This is a genomic window from Variovorax boronicumulans (assembly GCF_030812215.1).
Lineage (GTDB): Bacteria > Pseudomonadota > Gammaproteobacteria > Burkholderiales > Burkholderiaceae_C > Variovorax > Variovorax boronicumulans_C.
Genome location: NZ_JAUSSG010000001.1, coordinates 1008970 through 1024511 on the forward strand (window position 1 = coordinate 1008970; position 15542 = coordinate 1024511).

General features: G+C 66.5%; 16 protein-coding genes. 5 read left to right on the top strand and 11 right to left on the bottom strand.

Annotated features, from left to right (window positions below; translation table 11 throughout):
• Positions 1–2 precede the first annotated feature (2 nt).
• The 6 genes from J2W23_RS04740 to J2W23_RS04765 form a co-directional block, all read right to left on the bottom strand.
• Positions 3–1562 carry a phosphotransferase gene (locus J2W23_RS04740; protein WP_176658605.1) on the bottom strand — a complete coding sequence of 520 codons (1560 nt, stop codon included), beginning with the start codon at positions 1560–1562 and terminating at the stop codon, positions 3–5.
• Positions 1559–2761 (bottom strand): hypothetical protein, encoded by a 1203-nt coding sequence (locus J2W23_RS04745; protein ID WP_307647843.1) that lies wholly within the window; start codon positions 2759–2761, stop codon positions 1559–1561. The genes J2W23_RS04740 and J2W23_RS04745 overlap by 4 nt, the downstream gene beginning before the upstream one ends.
• Before the next feature lie 16 nt (positions 2762–2777).
• Entirely contained in the window at positions 2778–4565 is a 1788-nt protein-coding gene (locus J2W23_RS04750) for a hypothetical protein (protein ID WP_176658607.1), read from the bottom strand.
• A complete protein-coding gene (locus J2W23_RS04755; protein ID WP_307647845.1) occupies positions 4543–5184 on the bottom strand; it encodes an aspartyl/asparaginyl beta-hydroxylase domain-containing protein in 642 nt (213 codons plus the stop codon). The genes J2W23_RS04750 and J2W23_RS04755 overlap by 23 nt, the downstream gene beginning before the upstream one ends.
• A 128-nt stretch (positions 5185–5312) precedes the next feature.
• Positions 5313–5663 carry a hypothetical protein gene (locus tag J2W23_RS04760; RefSeq protein ID WP_307647846.1) on the bottom strand — a complete coding sequence of 117 codons (351 nt, stop codon included), beginning with the start codon at positions 5661–5663 and terminating at the stop codon, positions 5313–5315.
• Positions 5664–5675: 12 nt separating this feature from the next.
• Positions 5676–6647: a LysR family transcriptional regulator gene (locus tag J2W23_RS04765; protein ID WP_307647847.1), complete on the bottom strand. Its 972-nt coding sequence runs from the start codon at positions 6645–6647 to the stop codon at positions 5676–5678.
• A gap of 95 nt (positions 6648–6742) precedes the next feature.
• Here J2W23_RS04765 and J2W23_RS04770 point away from each other — a divergent pair, with 95 nt between their 5' ends.
• Positions 6743–7843, top strand: a complete 1101-nt coding sequence (locus tag J2W23_RS04770; protein WP_307647848.1) for an adenosine deaminase family protein — start codon at positions 6743–6745, stop codon at positions 7841–7843.
• 8 nt (positions 7844–7851) lie between these two features.
• On the top strand, positions 7852–8829 hold the full coding sequence (locus tag J2W23_RS04775; protein WP_176658612.1) for a Bug family tripartite tricarboxylate transporter substrate binding protein: 978 nt from the start codon (positions 7852–7854) through the stop codon (positions 8827–8829).
• A 135-nt stretch (positions 8830–8964) separates the two neighbouring features.
• On the opposite strand, the gene J2W23_RS04780 is transcribed toward J2W23_RS04775, so the two are convergent.
• The gene (locus J2W23_RS04780) at positions 8965–9420 is read right to left on the bottom strand and encodes a CBS domain-containing protein (RefSeq protein ID WP_013540276.1); all 456 of its coding nucleotides are present in this window, start codon (positions 9418–9420) and stop codon (positions 8965–8967) included.
• Positions 9421–9563: 143 nt separating this feature from the next.
• On the opposite strand from J2W23_RS04780, the gene J2W23_RS04785 reads away from it, so the two are divergent.
• Entirely contained in the window at positions 9564–10874 is a 1311-nt protein-coding gene (locus tag J2W23_RS04785) for an O-acetylhomoserine aminocarboxypropyltransferase (RefSeq protein WP_307647849.1), read from the top strand.
• 1 nt (position 10875) lies between these two features.
• Entirely contained in the window at positions 10876–11691 is an 816-nt protein-coding gene (locus J2W23_RS04790; RefSeq protein ID WP_307647850.1) for an alpha/beta fold hydrolase, read from the top strand.
• A 19-nt stretch (positions 11692–11710) separates the two neighbouring features.
• On the opposite strand, the gene J2W23_RS04795 is transcribed toward J2W23_RS04790, so the two are convergent.
• From J2W23_RS04795 to J2W23_RS04805, 3 genes are read right to left on the bottom strand one after another with little or no spacing between them, the layout of a single operon-like run.
• Positions 11711–12709 (bottom strand): Bug family tripartite tricarboxylate transporter substrate binding protein, encoded by a 999-nt coding sequence (locus J2W23_RS04795; protein WP_176658615.1) that lies wholly within the window; start codon positions 12707–12709, stop codon positions 11711–11713.
• Between the two features lie 55 nt (positions 12710–12764).
• On the bottom strand, positions 12765–13427 hold the full coding sequence (locus J2W23_RS04800) for an NAD-dependent epimerase/dehydratase family protein (protein ID WP_307647851.1): 663 nt from the start codon (positions 13425–13427) through the stop codon (positions 12765–12767).
• A gap of 15 nt (positions 13428–13442) precedes the next feature.
• A complete protein-coding gene (locus J2W23_RS04805) occupies positions 13443–13835 on the bottom strand; it encodes a thioredoxin family protein (RefSeq protein ID WP_176658617.1) in 393 nt (130 codons plus the stop codon).
• A gap of 112 nt (positions 13836–13947) precedes the next feature.
• Between J2W23_RS04805 and J2W23_RS04810 the strand changes: the two genes are divergently transcribed.
• Positions 13948–14286 (top strand): Mpo1-like protein, encoded by a 339-nt coding sequence (locus tag J2W23_RS04810; RefSeq protein ID WP_307647852.1) that lies wholly within the window; start codon positions 13948–13950, stop codon positions 14284–14286.
• On the opposite strand, the gene J2W23_RS04815 is transcribed toward J2W23_RS04810, so the two are convergent.
• Positions 14283–15494, bottom strand: coding sequence for a YihY family inner membrane protein (locus J2W23_RS04815; protein ID WP_307647853.1), 1212 nt, complete (start codon positions 15492–15494; stop codon positions 14283–14285). The two genes, J2W23_RS04810 and J2W23_RS04815, sit on opposite strands and share 4 nt — an antisense overlap.
• Positions 15495–15542 lie beyond the last annotated feature (48 nt).

Genomic DNA, 15542 nt, shown 5'->3' on the forward strand with positions numbered 1-15542 from the left:
CTTCAGTGCTCCATTTGCTCGAAAAGGCGCAGTGCGTTGGCGAGCATCGCGCGCTGGCGGCGCGGTGTGTCCTGGTGCATCGGCAGCATCGACAGGAACAGCATGACGGTGATCGGCGCGACATGGCGCGCAGTCATGCCGTTCAGCAGCGGCAGGCCGGCAAACAGCTTCTGGATGGCGGCCGCGTCTTCGTCGGCGTGAATGCGCAGGTGAAAGTCCAGTCCGGTGCCCTCGTCGATGTCGAAGGCATCGGCCACGATGTAGTCGTACAGGCCCAGCACCGAATGCGAGACCTTCGCCAGGTCGTAGCGCAGGTCGCCCAGCAACCGGGGCTCGCCCTCGAAATTGAGGCCGCGCGGGTCGATCACCTTGATGCAGTCCGAACGCGTGTCGAACAGGATGTTGCTGAAGCACAGGTCGCCGTGCAGCACGCCGGGCGCCAGCGGTACGCGCGCGGCGGCATCGATACAGCGGTCCAGGATGGCGGCAAGCGATGGCAGCGGGCGCCCGTTCAGGCGCGTCGGCGCCGACACGCTCAGTCCATTGGCCGACGCATGGGCACCCATGCGGATGCGGGTTTTTTCAGCCAGCATGCCCCGGCTGTCGTCGGCGGCCATCTGCCGCTCGCGCTCGCCCATGGGCACGGCCGACTGGCAGGCCGCGAACCAGCCGGCCAGGTGCCTGAAGACGCGGGACCAGAACGCCGTCGAGTTCCGGCCGTGCACATACAGCTCGTTGAGCGGCGCCATGCACATGTATTCCAGCTCGTAGCTGTAGCCATCCGGCTCGATGGGGCCCTGCGCCAGCAGTTGCGGGGCGTACACGCGCAGCCGCGAAGGCAGCGCCTCGAACCACCCGGCTTCGGCCCTGATCTTTTCGGCGGGCCGGCCGGTCTTGCGCACGCGCCGGTCGCCGATGGCGAGGTCGTTGAACGCACGCTGCGTGGTGATGCGGGCGCGCGACCGATAGAAGGTGTTGACGTGTCCGAAGTCCGACCAGTTTTCGGTGTCGACGCGCTCCAGATAGCAGGCCTGGTCGTAGGCACCCACGGCTTTTTCGAACGACCCGCGCGCGGCGACCAGGCACTTGGCGAGCCGGCCCGCCGATTGAAATGCGAAATAGCCGCACCACACGCGTGCCGCGGCGTCGGGGCTCGGGTCGGCATGCCAGTTGTAGTCGTCGGCCGACTCCGCAACGCAGAGGCAGTCCCAGGCGGCCGGGAGGTCAAGGATGAGCGTGTCGCCATGGAGGATGCGCAGCCCCTCCTCATAGCGGCCGATGGTGTTGATCGAGAACAGCACCGAATCGGCCAGCGTAAGCCCGTCCGGCACCCGCAGCACCTGCACCGCCTCGGCTTCGAGCGCGCGGACGTCCCGGTGGGGGATCGCATAGCTTTCGGGCAGCGACAGGTAGATGCTCTCGCCCGGAAAGCACGCATGCAGGACCGCGAACTGCCGCAGGAACAGGCGGCGGTTGCCGACGGGTAGAAAAGCCGGGGGCAATCGGCCGAATTCGGATTGCAATTCGGAATCGACATAGGCGGCGGACGTGATGATGATCACCGCTCATGTCCCCGGCCGGGAATCGATGGAATCAACCTGTTTTCTCCTTCTCTCGGTGTCGACGGCACCGGATCGATGGCGAGGAACTGCCTGACTTCGGCACCGGCGATTCCATAGGAGGCCAGCGCGCGCTGCACGACCTTCATGAGCCGCGGGTTGTGCGCCGTATTTCTTTGCTCTTCATTGGCCCATGCGTAGGGCTGGATCTTGTTTTCCTGGGCGGCGGCATCGTCTTCCGCATCCAGCCCTTCCAGGATCTTCAGCATGAGGGCGCGGCCGCGCCAGATGTTGTCCCTGATCACCGGGGTTCCATCAGCGAATCTCCGGTTTCGCAGCTCCGGCGGCACGATCATCGGAAATTCCTTCTTCTTCGCGAGCTCCGCCAGCCGGTTCCAGAAATGCCTGACGTCGTAGGGATTGGGATTGAGGAACACTCGCTCGTTCAATTCCTGCGCCGACGCGGGCAGGGGCGTGCTCCACAACGTCGGATTGCGATCGTTCTCCGCCAGCGTGACCCATTCCGCCCATTTCGCCATGCCCTCCAGGAACCAGCTCGCACGGAACATGGTGTAGCCGTACTGGTACAGGTGGAACAGCTCATGCGGAATGAGGTAGTCCTTCACCCGCTCGTGGTTGCCCTTGAGCGAGGAGTTGATGGCCATCGAAATCGCGCACTTGTCGGCCCTGATGCGGCTCCCCGGATAGCGGATGACGCCCGAGAACGACAGGCCCCGCTTGTCCGTGATCTCGGGGCTGTAGACATCGAAGTTCAGGAAATCGATGTCGATGGATTCGGCATGCCGAAATCTCGGGCTGTCGAGCGGATCGCGGAAGCCGTTGCGGTTGAAGATCTGGCGCACCGTGTCCAGGTGAAGCGCAGCGTCCTCGACCATGTCCGGCACGCCGTTGCGATTGAGATCTGCGACGGTGTACAGCGCATGGGGCCCCGTTTGCGTATAGAAAACGCGGATGCCGTTGAACTCATATTTCTGCTCGAGCTCCAGGCGGTGCTGATTCTTCGAGGTCCTGCACGCCGGAAAGTCCTTCAATTCCTGCGCGGACACCGACGGAACACAGGCGGCGCACGCGATAGTGCCCCCCGCGAAGAACTGCTTCCATGGCAACTGGATGGCCGGAGCCACCACGCCGTTTGCAGACATTCGCATGACGATTTCTTGGAGTCGGAGCCAGGCGTTCAAGGAATGGCGGCTCTTTTCAATTGAGGGAGTTCCAGAGCAATCTGTCGATCTCGCTCACCGGGCCCGAAGGCAAATCGGCGGACAGCAATTTCTTCAGCTCGTCCTTGCCGTACGACGCGGCCGGCATGGCTTCGGTCGGATGGATGTTCTCCAGCGGCCGGCGCCGAACGCCCTGGAAGAGCAGGGAGTGCGCGAGCGAGCAATGGGAACGCAGCCGCCCGGGGAAGCCGAACCATTTTTCCTCGATCGCCTGCATCTGCAGCTTCAGCGTATTGGCATAGCAGCCGATCGCCTCGGGCGATCCGATGGCGAATTGATCGCCCGCATAGAGCGTCTTGGTGAGCATGAGGTTATTGAAATAGATCACGCGCTGGCTGCGGCACTCTTCGGCCATCTGCGCCCAGTCGGGCTTCGCGGGGCCGGCACGGAAGGTGCGGTCCGGCCTGATTCTCAGCACGAGGTCGTAGGCTTCGCCGTCCTCTGCCATCAGGCGGTGCGCCTCCTGGATCTTGTAGAACATCTTGCGCTGGTTGTTGGCGTCGTTCTCGAACTGCGGCGTGCGGTGGTCTTCGATGACAACCGCCGCATCGTTGCCGTACACCGCCTTGATGTCTGCCTCGCTGATCGTCGAGGACACGGTCAGCGACGAAAAGAAATGGGGATAGGCCTTTTTCAGGACGTCGGTGCCGTATTGAAATCCGGCCTGCCTGTAGGCTTGCGCGAACGGCGCGTGCTTGAAGATGCGGTCCACACCGTTGCCCGATATCGGATCGGGAAACCGCCAGCCCGTGTCTTCCCACGTGTGAACGAAGTACCTGACCCGGTGCCCCTCGAGGTGAAGATGCTTCCAGGTCTGGAACGCCTCGACGTATCCGCGCATCTGCCCCGAGACGCACACGGCGATGTTCAGGTCCTTCCCCGCGCTGGCCGCGGGCCGCTGGATGTCGGTGCAGAAGGCCCGGGAAATTCTCGCGTTGGAACGCGCCTGCCTGCTTGCCTCGGTGCCCGGGGCACCAAGGGAATCGTGCACCTGGCGGACCATGCGGTCATGGGTGGCATCGTCCAGCAACGCATATCCGAGTATCAGCAAGCGGCAGACACCGGCCTCGTTCAGGCAGCGCACCCCGTTGTCGGCCTGCAGGATGTCGGCGACGAAGTCCCTGAATATCTTTCCATTGGCGGGAAGCACCGTCTGGAAGAACTTGCACAGCACCTCGTGGTTGTTCTTCTCGAAGAAATCGATCAGGACTTCCTGGTGGATGTCCTCGCCATAGCCGCTGAACCCCTCGATCGCGAGCGTCATCGCGACCTTGTCCTGCGGGCTCGGAAAGGACCTGTCCTCGACCAGCGGCCTGACGATGCCGGCAAGGTTTCTGTAGGTGGACAGGTGATGCCTTTTCAAACCGGCCAGATAGGCGGCGAATTCGAAGGGAAAGGCGTCGATCACCTGCTCCAGCCTGCGCGCCAGTTGGCCGATCTGCCCCGCGATCAACTGGGTGAACGCGACATCCATGCCCTTGGCATCTTTCTGGAATTCTTCCTTCCAGGGGGCGCTGCCCCTCAGTTCCAGCGCGGCATTGACATTGCCGGACAGAAGCAGCGCGTCCTGGTATCTCGGAAGAATGTCTTTCCTGAACGCGGGCTCCTGCTTCAATGCGCTGCGCAAGCGGTACAGGCTGAGCTCGAGCTGGTCCGATTTGCTGAAGGCCTGCAGTTCGGCGTCGATGTCCGCCGCGGACGTCCAGGCGCCGAAACCGTTCGATTCACCGTTCGGCATCGGGTCAGTCCGCCACGGCAAGGGCACCCTCGCTCCGGAACACCGGCAGCCAGGGCTCGGCCAGCATCTGGAATGCGGGCCCCGGGTTCAGGCCCATCAGCAAATGCGCGCGACTGGAAGGCTCGTTGCTGCGGTTGACGGCGCGGTGGTTCACATCCACCCGCACCAGCCAGGCCGAACCGTCGGCCGGCAAGTGCACGCTCTCGATGCTGCCATCCGCGCGCTGCCATTCGAAGAAGCAGTTCGGGTTGGTGACGATCGGGATGTGCAGGCGCCAGGTTTCCTTGAGGGCATCGGTGTGCAGCGGCATCTCCGCGCCTTCGCTTTCCAGCTGCATGATGCGCGCGCGAAAGGGCTTGAGGCCGGCGTCGTGCAAGGCATCCATCACCGTGGCCAGATAGCCGGAGCAGGCGTCGGTCGGGGCGGTGCCGGGCACGAAAGGCTGCTTGCTGGGAATGCGGCGGATGCCGTCGGTCAGCGTGCCGTCGCGACTGGTCACGGCCCAGCCGATGTAGTCGACGCGGTTGTCGCGATACGGCATCGACGGCAGCGTGCAGACGTGGTCCACGAAATGGCGCCGCAGCGCATCGGCATCGATGCGGAAATTGGCCAGCCTCGCGAACATGACATCTCGTGAGTGCTTCATGTCTTCTCCTCGTTCCTCTTGTCGGGTGCCATCGCGAACGGATGGCGTGAATCGCGCAGGCGCTTGCACGGTCGATGAGGCAAGGCTGCGCGCACAAGCGCGGGGGTCGGCAGGCCGAAGGCCCGGACCTACGCGAAGGAGGCGAGCGACTGCGGCGGCCGCGTGGGCCGCTCGAGGAAGGTCAGCGAGAAGAACGCCGGCGCGAATTCCGGCTGCAATGCCGACAGCGGCGCGAAGCCGAACAGGTGCTCGACGAAGGGGGCTTCGATGCTGTGGCCAATGTCCAGGTCCGCATCGTCCGCGGGCTGGACGGCACCGGCCGCGCCAACCGAATCGGCCGCGGCGGATGCATCGGCAAAGAGCACGTGCGCCACCTCGTCGCGCTGGTTCGCCGCGTCGACCAAGCCCTGCGCGAACACGACGAGGCCGTGGCAGCAAAGGAGGACCGCGAAGACAGCGGCGACGAGCGGGCGTGGCATGACTGGCGCATCTTAGCGACGCCTGCGGATGGCGTCGAGCGGGTGTCCACGCGTCACGCGACGCGACCTGGGCTCCTCTGCCTGGGGCAATCGGTTACGCAGTAATGCGATGAGTTCCTGCGCCACCACGTTGCGCATCGGTCCCGGCACATAGGCCAGCACCACGCGGCGCTCGATGCGCGGCTTCTGCAGCGGCACCACCACGAGTTCGGGGTCGCGCAGCGACGCGGTGTACAGCCGCGGCATCAGCCCCAGCGCCTGGCCGCTGCGCACCAGCGCATAGAGCGTTTCGGAATAGCTCACGCGGTAGGGCTCGGCGCCCTGCGCGAACTGCGCGCGCGCCGGATTGCCGAGCGCCGGCATGCTGCCGCTTTCGAACATCACGAGGCGCTCCTTGCCGATGGCCTCCCAGTTCGCATCGCCGGCCGCGGCCAGCGGATGGTCGCGCCGCACCACCAGCACCAGCGGATCGCGGAAGAGGTCGACGCAGGTCAGCCCGCCTGGCGGCTCGGTGATGGCGGCCACCGCCATGTCGAGCTGGCCGCTGCGCAGCTCTGCGAGCAAAGTGGTCGAGGGTGCGTCGCGCCAGGCCAGTTCGACCTCTCGCTGGCCGTTCTGCTGGAGGAATTCGCTGACCGCCGCCGCAACGCGCGCGCTGGCCGAAGGGATCACGCCCACACGCACGAAGGCGCGGCCGCGCTGCACGGTGCTCTCGATGTCGCGCAGCGCCACCTCGAAGGTGTTGACGAGGAAGTCGGTGCGCGCCAGCACCTCGGCCCCAACGGGCGTGAGTTCGAGGCGGTGGGTGGAGCGGGTGAGCAGTTCGGCGCCGAGCAGCTTTTCCATCTGCTTGATGGCGTTGCTCAGCGCGGGCTGCGTGATGGCCAGGCGCCGCGCCGCGCGGCCGAACTGGCCTTCTTCCACCAGCACCGAGAAGAACTGCAGTTGGCGCATCGTGAGCGCGCGCAGGGGCAAGGCGGCCATGGCATCTCCAGTCACCGGCGGTTATTGATCCGGTGAATCAAATTATAGAAATTCAAAATTTTCCTTATGGGCTTCGTCTCCCTAGACTGGTCAGCATGACCAGCCCCTCTCCATCGGATTTGCCCGCCTTCACGCTGGAGTCGTTCCTTCGCGCGATCCCCAAGGTCGAACTGCACTGCCATCTGTTCGGCACGGTGCGTCACGAGACCTTCAAGCAGTTGAACCTGCGCGCCGGTGCGCCGCTGGCGGCCGACGAGATCGAGGGCTTCTACACGCGCGGCGAAAAGCCGGTCGGCGTGCTGCGCGTGCTGCGCGCGCTCGACGCGCAGCTGGTGCGCGGCCCGGGTGATCTGTACCAGCTCACGCTCGAATACCTGCAGGACGCGGCCTCGCACAACGTGCGTTACGCCGAGTTCTTCTGGAACCCGACCGGCACGGTGCACGGCTCGGGCATTCCGTACGCGATGGCGCAGGCCGCGATCGTGCGCGCGATACAGGATGCGCAGCAGGAGTTCGGCATCACCGGCCGGCTCATCGCCGCCATCGACCGCGAGGCCAGCCCCGGGGCGGCAGTGGAAATGGTCGAGTGGGTCAAGACGCACCGCTGCGAGGAAGTGATCGGCATCGGCATCGACTACCGCGAGGTCGACCGGCCACCGGAACTCTTCACGGAGGCCTATGCCGCGGCGAAGAAGGCGGGCCTCAAGACCACCGCGCATGCCGGCGAATTCGGCATGCCCTGGACCAACGTGCGCACTGCGCTCGATGTGCTGCAGGTGGACCGCATCGACCACGGCTACACGGTGGTCGACCAGCCCGACTTCGCGCGCGAGTGCGCCGAGCGCGGCGTGCTCTTCACCGTGGTGCCGACCAACTCCTATTACTTGCGCACGCTGCCGCCCGAGCGCTGGGCCATCGACCATCCGATCCGCCGCATGCCGGGCCTGGGCCTGCGCATCCACCCCAACACCGACGACCCGACGCTGCACAAGGTCACGCCCACCGGCGCCTGGCTGATGATGGTGCGCGACTTCGGCTTCGGCCTTGCCGACCTGCGCGGCTTCATGCACAACGGCCTGGACGGCGCCTGGATCGACGACACGCAACGCCGTGCATGGCGCACGCAATGGAGCGAGGCGTTCGACACGCTGCGCGCCCGCCTCGACACCGAACCCACGCCCCCCACCTTCGAATGAACCACGCCATGAACACGCCCCGCCGCCTTCTCCTTGCCGCCGCGCTCTGCGCCGCCCTGCCCACCGCCGCGCTCGCGCAGGCCTGGCCGACCGCCAAGCCCATCACGCTGATCGTTCCGTACACGGCCGGCGGCAGCGTGGACGTCAATGCCCGCCTGGTCGCCCAGCGGCTCGGCGAGCGGCTCAAGCAATCGGTGGTCATCGACAACGTGAGCGGCGCGGGCGGCGCCATCGGCGTGGCCAAGGCGGTGAATGCGGCGCCCGACGGCTACACGCTGGTGGTCGGGCCGGACAGCGCGATCGCCATCGGCAAGCTGGTGAACCCGACGGCCTTCCGCTTCGATCCGCTGAAGGACCTCGCGCCCGTCGGCCTGCTCAACACGGCGCCGATGGTGCTGGTCGCGCGGCCCGGCCTCGAGGCGCAGACCTTCGCCGATTTCGTGAAGCTCGCCAAGGCCAGGCCCGGCCAGTACAACTACGCGACCTCGGGCGTGGGCACCGTGCTGCAGCTGGCGATGGAATTGCTCAAGGAGCGCAGCGGCATCTTCGTCACGCACGTGCCTTATCGCGGCGGCGCGCAGATCGCCACCGACGTGATCGGCAACCAGGTCGACCTCGCGATGCTGGTGAGCACCAGCGCCATTCCGCATGTGAACGGCAAGCGGCTGAAGGCGCTGGGCATCACCAGCAACAAGCGCCTCGCGGTGCTGCCCGGCGTACCCACCTTCGACGAAATGCCGGGCCTCAAAGGCTTCGACATGGTGAGCTGGACCGGCATCTTCGCGCCCGCAAAAACGCCGCCGGCCGTGGTCGCGCAGATCAACCAGGAACTCAATGCGGTGCTGCAGGAGGAAGGGGTGCGCTCCAAGCTGATGGAGCAAGGCGCACTGCCGGGCAGCGGCACGCCGGAATCGTTCGGGAAGTTCGTGCAGGCCGAGTACAGCCGCAATCAGAAGATCGTGCAGACCGCGAACATCAAGGAGTAACTGGGCTCGCCCCAGGCTGCGCGCACTGCGTGTCGCGTGCGCCTTCCCCCCGCCGGGGGCGACACCTGAGGCCCGGCGAAGCCGGCTCCTCGGCGTTCTGGCATTGCGCCGGGCGTTGCACCCAGCGCGTGCGGATCAGCCGGTCTTGCTCTCGTCTTCCGCCGGCCAGTCGCGGATGTAGGCCTTGAGCATCTTGTTCTCGAAATTCTGGCTGTCCACCACGGCCTTGGCCACGTCGTAGAAGCTGATCACGCCCATCAGCATGCGCTTGTCCATCACGGGCATGTAGCGCGCATGGCGCTCCAGCATGATGCGGCGGATTTCGTCGAGATCGGTTTCCAGGGTGCAGGTGACGGGGGCGTCGTCCATGGCCTTGCGCACCAGCGTGGTCCCGACCTGGCCGCCGTTGTTGACGATGGCGACGATCACCTCGCGGAAGGTGAGCATGCCGACCAGATCGCCGTGCTCCATGACCACGAGGGAGCCGATGTCCTTTTCCGCCATCGTGGTGGCGGCTTCTGCCAGCAGGTCGTCTGGCGTGATGGTGAAGAGCGTGTTGCCCTTGACGCGAAGGATGTCGCTGACTTTCATCGTGTGCTCCTCTCGAACTCTCGTACTGGGCGGTGTGCTGATTTGAATATAGCCCACAATCGACGCCGACCTGAACGCCCCTGTCGCCCACGCATGCTTTGCAGACGTAACGGGGCTTTGCGAGAGACAACAGAAAGGCCCCCATGCCCGGTTATTCCGACCCCGGTTTCGACACCCTCGCGCTGCACGCCGGCGCCTCGCCCGACCCCGCCACCGGCGCGCGGGCAGTGCCGATCCACCTGACCACCTCCTTCGTCTTCGAGTCCAGCGACCACGCGGCCGCGCTCTTCAACCTGGAGCGCGCGGGCCATGTGTATTCGCGCATCAGCAACCCGACCAACGCGGTGCTGGAGCAGCGGGTGTCGGCCCTGGAAGGCGGCATCGGCGCCATTGCCACCGCCAGCGGACAGGCGGCGCTGCACCTGTCGATTGCCACGCTGATGGGCGCGGGCTCGCACATCGTGGCGAGCACCGCCCTCTACGGCGGCTCGCAGAACCTGCTGCACTACACGATGCGCCGCTTCGGCATCGAGACCACCTTCGTGAAACCCGGCGACCTGGACGGCTGGCGCGCGGCGGTGCGCCCCGAGACCAAGCTCTTCTTCGGCGAGACCGTCGGCAATCCGGGCCTGGACGTGCTCGACATCCCCGCCGTGAGCGACATCGCGCACGAAGCCGGCGTGCCGCTGCTGGTCGACTCCACCCTCACCTCGCCCTACCTCATCAAGCCCTTCGACTGGGGCGCCGACCTGGTCTATCACTCGGCCACCAAGTTCCTCTCGGGCCACGGCACCGTCATCGGCGGCGTGGTGGTCGACGGCGGCAGCTTCGACTGGGAAAAGTCGGGAAAATTCGCCGAACTGACGCAGGCCTACGACGGCTTCCACAACATGGTCTTCAGCGAGGAAAGCACCGTCGGCGCCTTCCTCTTGCGCGCGCGGCGCGAGGGTCTGCGCGACTTTGGCGCGTCGATGAGCCCGCACACGGCGTGGCTGATCCTGCAGGGCATCGAGACGCTGCCGCTGCGCATGGAACGGCACATCGACAACACGCAGAAGGTGGTCGAGTTCCTCGCGAGCCATCCGTTCGTCTCGCGCGTAGGTCATCCGCTGATCGAATCGCATCCGAGCCATGCGCTCGCGCAGAAGCTGCTGCGCCACGGCGCGCGCGGTGCGGGCGCGGTGTTCAGCTTCGACATCAAGGGCAGCCGCGCGCAGGGCAAGGCCTTCATCGAGGCGCTCAAGCTCTTCAGCCACCTGGCCAACGTGGGCGACTGCCGCAGCCTGGTGATCCACCCCGCGAGCACCACGCACTTCCGAATGACCGACGAGGCGCTGGCGGGTGCGGGCATCTCGCAGGGAACGATCCGCCTCTCGATCGGCCTGGAGGACCCGGCCGACCTGATCGACGACCTCAAGCGCGCCCTGAAGGCCGCGGAAAAGGCGGGTGCCTGACATGCACTACACCGTCAACGGCCACGCCACCTATTGCTACACCGGCGGCAAGCCCTTCGATGCGGCGAAACCCACGGTCGTGTTCATCCACGGCGTGCTCAACGACCACAGCGTGTGGATCCTGCAAAGCCGCTGGTTCGCCAACCATGGCTGGAACGTGCTGGCGGTCGACCTGCCCGGGCACTGCAAGAGCGAAGGCGTGCCACCGGCGAGCGTGGAAGAGGCGGCACAGTTCGTGATCGCGTTGCTCGACGCGGCAGGTGTGCAAAAAGCGGCGCTGGTCGGCCACAGCTTCGGCTCGCTGATCGCGCTCGAAGCGGCATCACGCGCACCCGATCGCGTGACGCACCTGGCGCTGGTCGGCACCGCCTACCCGATGGTGGTGTCGCCCGCGCTGCTCGACGGTGCGCTGAACGATCCGCAGCGCGCGATCGCGATGGTCAACACCTTCTCGCATTCGCTGCTCGCACCGCCGCCCTCGTCACTGGGCCCCGGCACCTGGCTCTACGGCAGTTCGCGCGCACTGATGCGCCGCGTGCTGGCGAGCAACCGCACGCACAACGTGTTCCACATCGGCTTCAAGGCCTGCAACGACTACGCGAACGGCGAAGCCGCGATGGAAGCGGTGCAGTGCCCGGTGCTGTTCCTGCTCGGCGATGCCGACCAGATGACGCCGGCGCGCGCCACCAAGGCGCTGGTCGGCAAGGCGCGCAACGCGAAGGTGGTAACCGTGCGTGCCGGCCACGCGCTGATGAGCGAGGCGCCGGACGAGACGCTGTTCGCGCTGCGCGATTTCGTGAGCGCAGCGGCCGATTGAGCGCCTGGGGCGAACAGGCCTAGTCCATCGCGATGCCCGCGCGGTGCGCCAGCGCGCGGTAGCGCGGAATTTCTCTTTCGACCTGCTGCCGGAAGGCGGCCGCGCCGACCATCGTCGGTTCGATGCCTTGCGCGCGCAACTGCGCCTGCAATGCGGGGTTGCCCAGCGTTTCGGACATGGCGCGCGTGAGCCTCGCGAGCACGGGCGCCGGTGTGTGAGCGGGTGCGGCAACGCCGTACCAGGCGTCGAAGCTGGCCTCGGGCAAGCCCTGCTCCGCCAGCGTGCGCACACCGGGCAGAAGGCCGGACCGCGCAGCGCCCACGATGCCCAGCGCGCGCACCTTGCCGGAACGCGCATGCGGCGCGACCGAGGCCACGGTGTCGATGCCCAGGTCGATCTCCCCGCCGATCACCGCCGCCATCGCCTGGCTGCTGCCCCGGTACGGAATGTCCTGCAGCCGGATGCCCGCGGCCAGCGCGAACAGTTCTCCGGCGAGGTGCGAGCCCGAGGCATTGCCGAAAGTGGCGTAGCGGATCTGCCCGGGACGCGCCCTGGCCGCGCCCACCAGTTCCGAAAGCGCGTGCCACGGCGTGGTGCCGCCCGCGAACAACACCAGCGGCACCCGCGCGACGATGGCGACGGGCGCGAGATCGCGCGACGGGTTGTAGGCGCGTGCCGCGCGCAATGCCGGATTCACGCTGTAGCTGGTGGAGCCCGCGAGCAGCAGCGTGTAGCCGTCGGGCCTCGCGCGGGCCGCAATCTCGGTGCCGATGAGCGTGGAGGCGCCGGGCCTGTTGTCGATCACGACGGGCTGGCCCAGTTGCTGCGACAGGACCTGGCCGATCATGCGCGCCACGATGTCGGTGCCGCCGCCCGCCGCAAAAGGCACGACGAGGCGGATCGGCTTCTGCGGCCAGGCGCTGCCCTGCGCTCTCACGGCAGGATGCGCCGCCAGCGCCGCGCCCGAGGCGCCGCAAAGAAGCAGGCGGCGCGAGATGCCGGGGGCGGTCTGCTTCATCGTGCGGGCAGGCAAGGGGAAACGCAGGGCCGCAGCCGCGTGTCGCGAGGGCCGGTCAACGCAAGGCGTTGATGTCCACCGGGTCGAGCAGCACCTTCGGCGCGCCGTTGCGGGCCACGGCCAGCATGGCCAGGCCGATCTGCTCGGTGGTCGTCAGCTTGTCCGGCCAGAGCCGGTAGGCGAGGCTCAGCAGAGGCGCGATCACCACGTAGATGCCGTGGTAGAGCGGCGTCTTGGAGCGCGCGCCGTACAGCGGCTGGATCACGCCGGGTCGGAACATGTAGGCCGCCTTGAACGGCAGGCGCAGCAAGGCGTTTTCGGTCGCGCCCTTCACCCGGGCCCACATGCTCCTGCCGCGCTCGCTGCTGTCGGTGCCGGCGCCCGTCACGTAGGTGAAGGTCATGCCCGGGTTGAGCCGCGCGAGCACGGTGGCCGCGGCCAGCGTGAGGTCGTAGGTGATGCGGCGGTAGTCGTCTTCCTTCATGCCGACCGACGACACGCCCAGGCAAAAGAAGCAGGCGTCGAAGCCCTGCAGTTGCGGCTCGACGGCGGCATAGTCGTACATGTCCTTCACGACCAGCTCCTGCAGCTTGGGATGCTGCTGCCCCGTGGCATTGCGCCCGACCGTGACGACGCGTTCCACGTCGGGAGCCAAAAGGCACTCGCGCAGCACGCCCTGCCCCACCATGCCGGTGGCGCCGAAGATCAGGATGTTCATGAGGAGAAAGGCCGGTTAGACCGAGAACGTCGCCGGCTTCTTGTTCAGCACGGCGAGGAGCAGATCGACATCGAGGCTCGACGGCTGCGGCGATTGCAGCGCGCCGAGCATGCGGGACAGCGTTTCGGCGTGCGGCAGCAGCGGGCCCAGGAAGCGCGTGCCGTCGGCGCCGGCCACCAGCAGCGTGGGGAAGGTTTCCACGTCGAAGCCGTCGGCGATGTCGGCGTGGTCCTCGATGTCGACCCAGCCGAAGCGCAACTGCGGATGCGCGCGCGCCACCTGCTCGAACAGCGGCCGGTAGTCGCGGCAGGTGCCGCACCATTCGGCGCACAGGCAGACGACCCACAGCGCATTGCTGGCCGGATCGACGGAATCGGTGGTGGCAGAAGGATCGGGCAAGGCGCTCAAGGCTGATGCGTCAGTGGTGTGAAGAAGGACCGGGCTGGTGCGGCCGCGGGGTCGTGGCTATTATGGACAAAGCCCATCCAAAAGGCGCACCAGCGCCCAGGAGACCCGTACGATGAACACCACGACTGCCCCCGAATCTGCCGTCGATCCGCGCCGTTTCAAGAGCTTCGCGCAGTTCTACCCGTTCTACCTGACCGAGCACGCCAACCGAACGTGCCGCCGCCTGCACTTTGCAGGCTCGACGCTCTCGCTGCTGTGCCTGGTGGCGCTGGTGGTCACGCTCAACCCGTGGTGGCTGCTGGCCGGGCTCGTGGCGGGCTACGGCTTCGCCTGGGTCGGACACTTCGGCTTCGAGAAGAACAAGCCCGCCTCCTTCAAGCGCCCGCTCTATTCGTTCATGGGCGATTGGGCAATGTACCGAGACATCTGGCTGGGCAAGGTCAAGATCTAGATCAGCAGCACGTCGCCCAGGCGCAGCGACCTGAGCGGCCCCTTCTGCCACAGGTCTTCGAGCGGTTCGGCCTGCGGCATCAGCAGTTCCTTGAGCAGCGGCTCGATGGGCGTGGATGGATCGGCCAGCAGCACGTAGCGCGGGTCCTCGTTGGCGGGCTCCTCGGCCAGCGGGGCGATCCAGTCGAGTGCCACCAGCGTCTCGAGCACCGGAAGGAGCTGCAGGGTGTCGACCCGCATGCGTGTCACCAGTTCGGTCGCTCCCATGCCCTTGGCTGGCGTGGCCTGCGCGCGCGCCAGGTGCTGCAGCGTTTCCATGGCCAGTTGCAGCGGCCAGCCGGCCGCGCCGCCGCGTCGCGCGACGCCCGTGAGCAGGCTCGGCAGGTAGGCTGCGATGACCGCCCCCAACAGCACGATCACCCACGCCACGTAGATCCACACCAGCAGGATCGGGAAGGTGGCAAAGGCGCCGTACAGCACCGAATAGGTCGGCACGAGGCTCAGGTAGTAGGCAAGCACGCGCTTGGCGATCTCGATGGCCGCCGCCACGAAGATGCCGCCGGCCCAGGCATGCGACCAGCGCACGTTGGTGTTGGGCACGTAGTGATAGAGCGAGGCCATGCCGACCGCCAGCAGCACGAATTCGAAGGTGTCGAAGAACAGCTTGACCATGCCGCGCCCCACCACGTCGCTCGTGGCCGAAACCACGTACGAGGTGGTCGACAGGCTCACCGCGAGGATGACCGGCCCGAGCGTGATGGCCGCCCAATAGATCAGCACCCGCTGTGCGAAGGGCCGGGGCGTGCGCACGCGCCAGATGTTGTTGAGCGTCTTGTCGATCGTGAGAATCAGCGCGATGGCGGTGATCAGCAGCACGATCAGGCCTGCGATACCGAGGCCGCTCGCCTTGCTGGCGAACTGGTTCAGGTAGCCGAGCACCTGGCGCGCGATGTTGTCGGGGATCAGGCTCTCGATGAGCCAGCGCTGCAGGCGGCCCTGCATCTTGGCGAACATGGGGAACACGGTGAAGAGGGCCAGCGCCACCGTGAAGAACGGGACCATCGCGATGGTGGTCGTGAAGGTCAGGCTGCTGGCCGTGAGGCCCAGGCGATCCTCGCGGAAACGCTCGCCCAATACCGCAGCGGTGTTGCGCCACGGAAAACGCGAAAGATCCCTCCAGAGTTGCCGGCGATTCATGGCCGGTATCATAGGAGTTGAACTCTCCCCCAGTCTCCGCGCACTTCGTGTCGCTGCGCC

What these genes read in the sequence shown, in the direction of transcription:
- J2W23_RS04755 (WP_307647845.1), bottom strand. Translation starts at nt 5,184, where the DNA reads ATGAAGCACTCACGAGATGTCATGTTCGCGAGGCTGGCCAATTTCCGC.
- J2W23_RS04760 (WP_307647846.1), bottom strand. Translation starts at nt 5,663, where the DNA reads ATGCCACGCCCGCTCGTCGCCGCTGTCTTCGCGGTCCTCCTTTGCTGC.
- J2W23_RS04765 (WP_307647847.1), bottom strand. Translation starts at nt 6,647, where the DNA reads ATGGCCGCCTTGCCCCTGCGCGCGCTCACGATGCGCCAACTGCAGTTC.
- J2W23_RS04770 (WP_307647848.1), top strand. Translation starts at nt 6,743, where the DNA reads ATGACCAGCCCCTCTCCATCGGATTTGCCCGCCTTCACGCTGGAGTCG.
- J2W23_RS04775 (WP_176658612.1), top strand. Translation starts at nt 7,852, where the DNA reads ATGAACACGCCCCGCCGCCTTCTCCTTGCCGCCGCGCTCTGCGCCGCC.
- J2W23_RS04780 (WP_013540276.1), bottom strand. Translation starts at nt 9,420, where the DNA reads ATGAAAGTCAGCGACATCCTTCGCGTCAAGGGCAACACGCTCTTCACC.
- J2W23_RS04785 (WP_307647849.1), top strand. Translation starts at nt 9,564, where the DNA reads ATGCCCGGTTATTCCGACCCCGGTTTCGACACCCTCGCGCTGCACGCC.
- J2W23_RS04790 (WP_307647850.1), top strand. Translation starts at nt 10,876, where the DNA reads ATGCACTACACCGTCAACGGCCACGCCACCTATTGCTACACCGGCGGC.
- J2W23_RS04795 (WP_176658615.1), bottom strand. Translation starts at nt 12,709, where the DNA reads ATGAAGCAGACCGCCCCCGGCATCTCGCGCCGCCTGCTTCTTTGCGGC.
- J2W23_RS04800 (WP_307647851.1), bottom strand. Translation starts at nt 13,427, where the DNA reads ATGAACATCCTGATCTTCGGCGCCACCGGCATGGTGGGGCAGGGCGTG.
- J2W23_RS04810 (WP_307647852.1), top strand. Translation starts at nt 13,948, where the DNA reads ATGAACACCACGACTGCCCCCGAATCTGCCGTCGATCCGCGCCGTTTC.
- J2W23_RS04815 (WP_307647853.1), bottom strand. Translation starts at nt 15,494, where the DNA reads ATGATACCGGCCATGAATCGCCGGCAACTCTGGAGGGATCTTTCGCGT.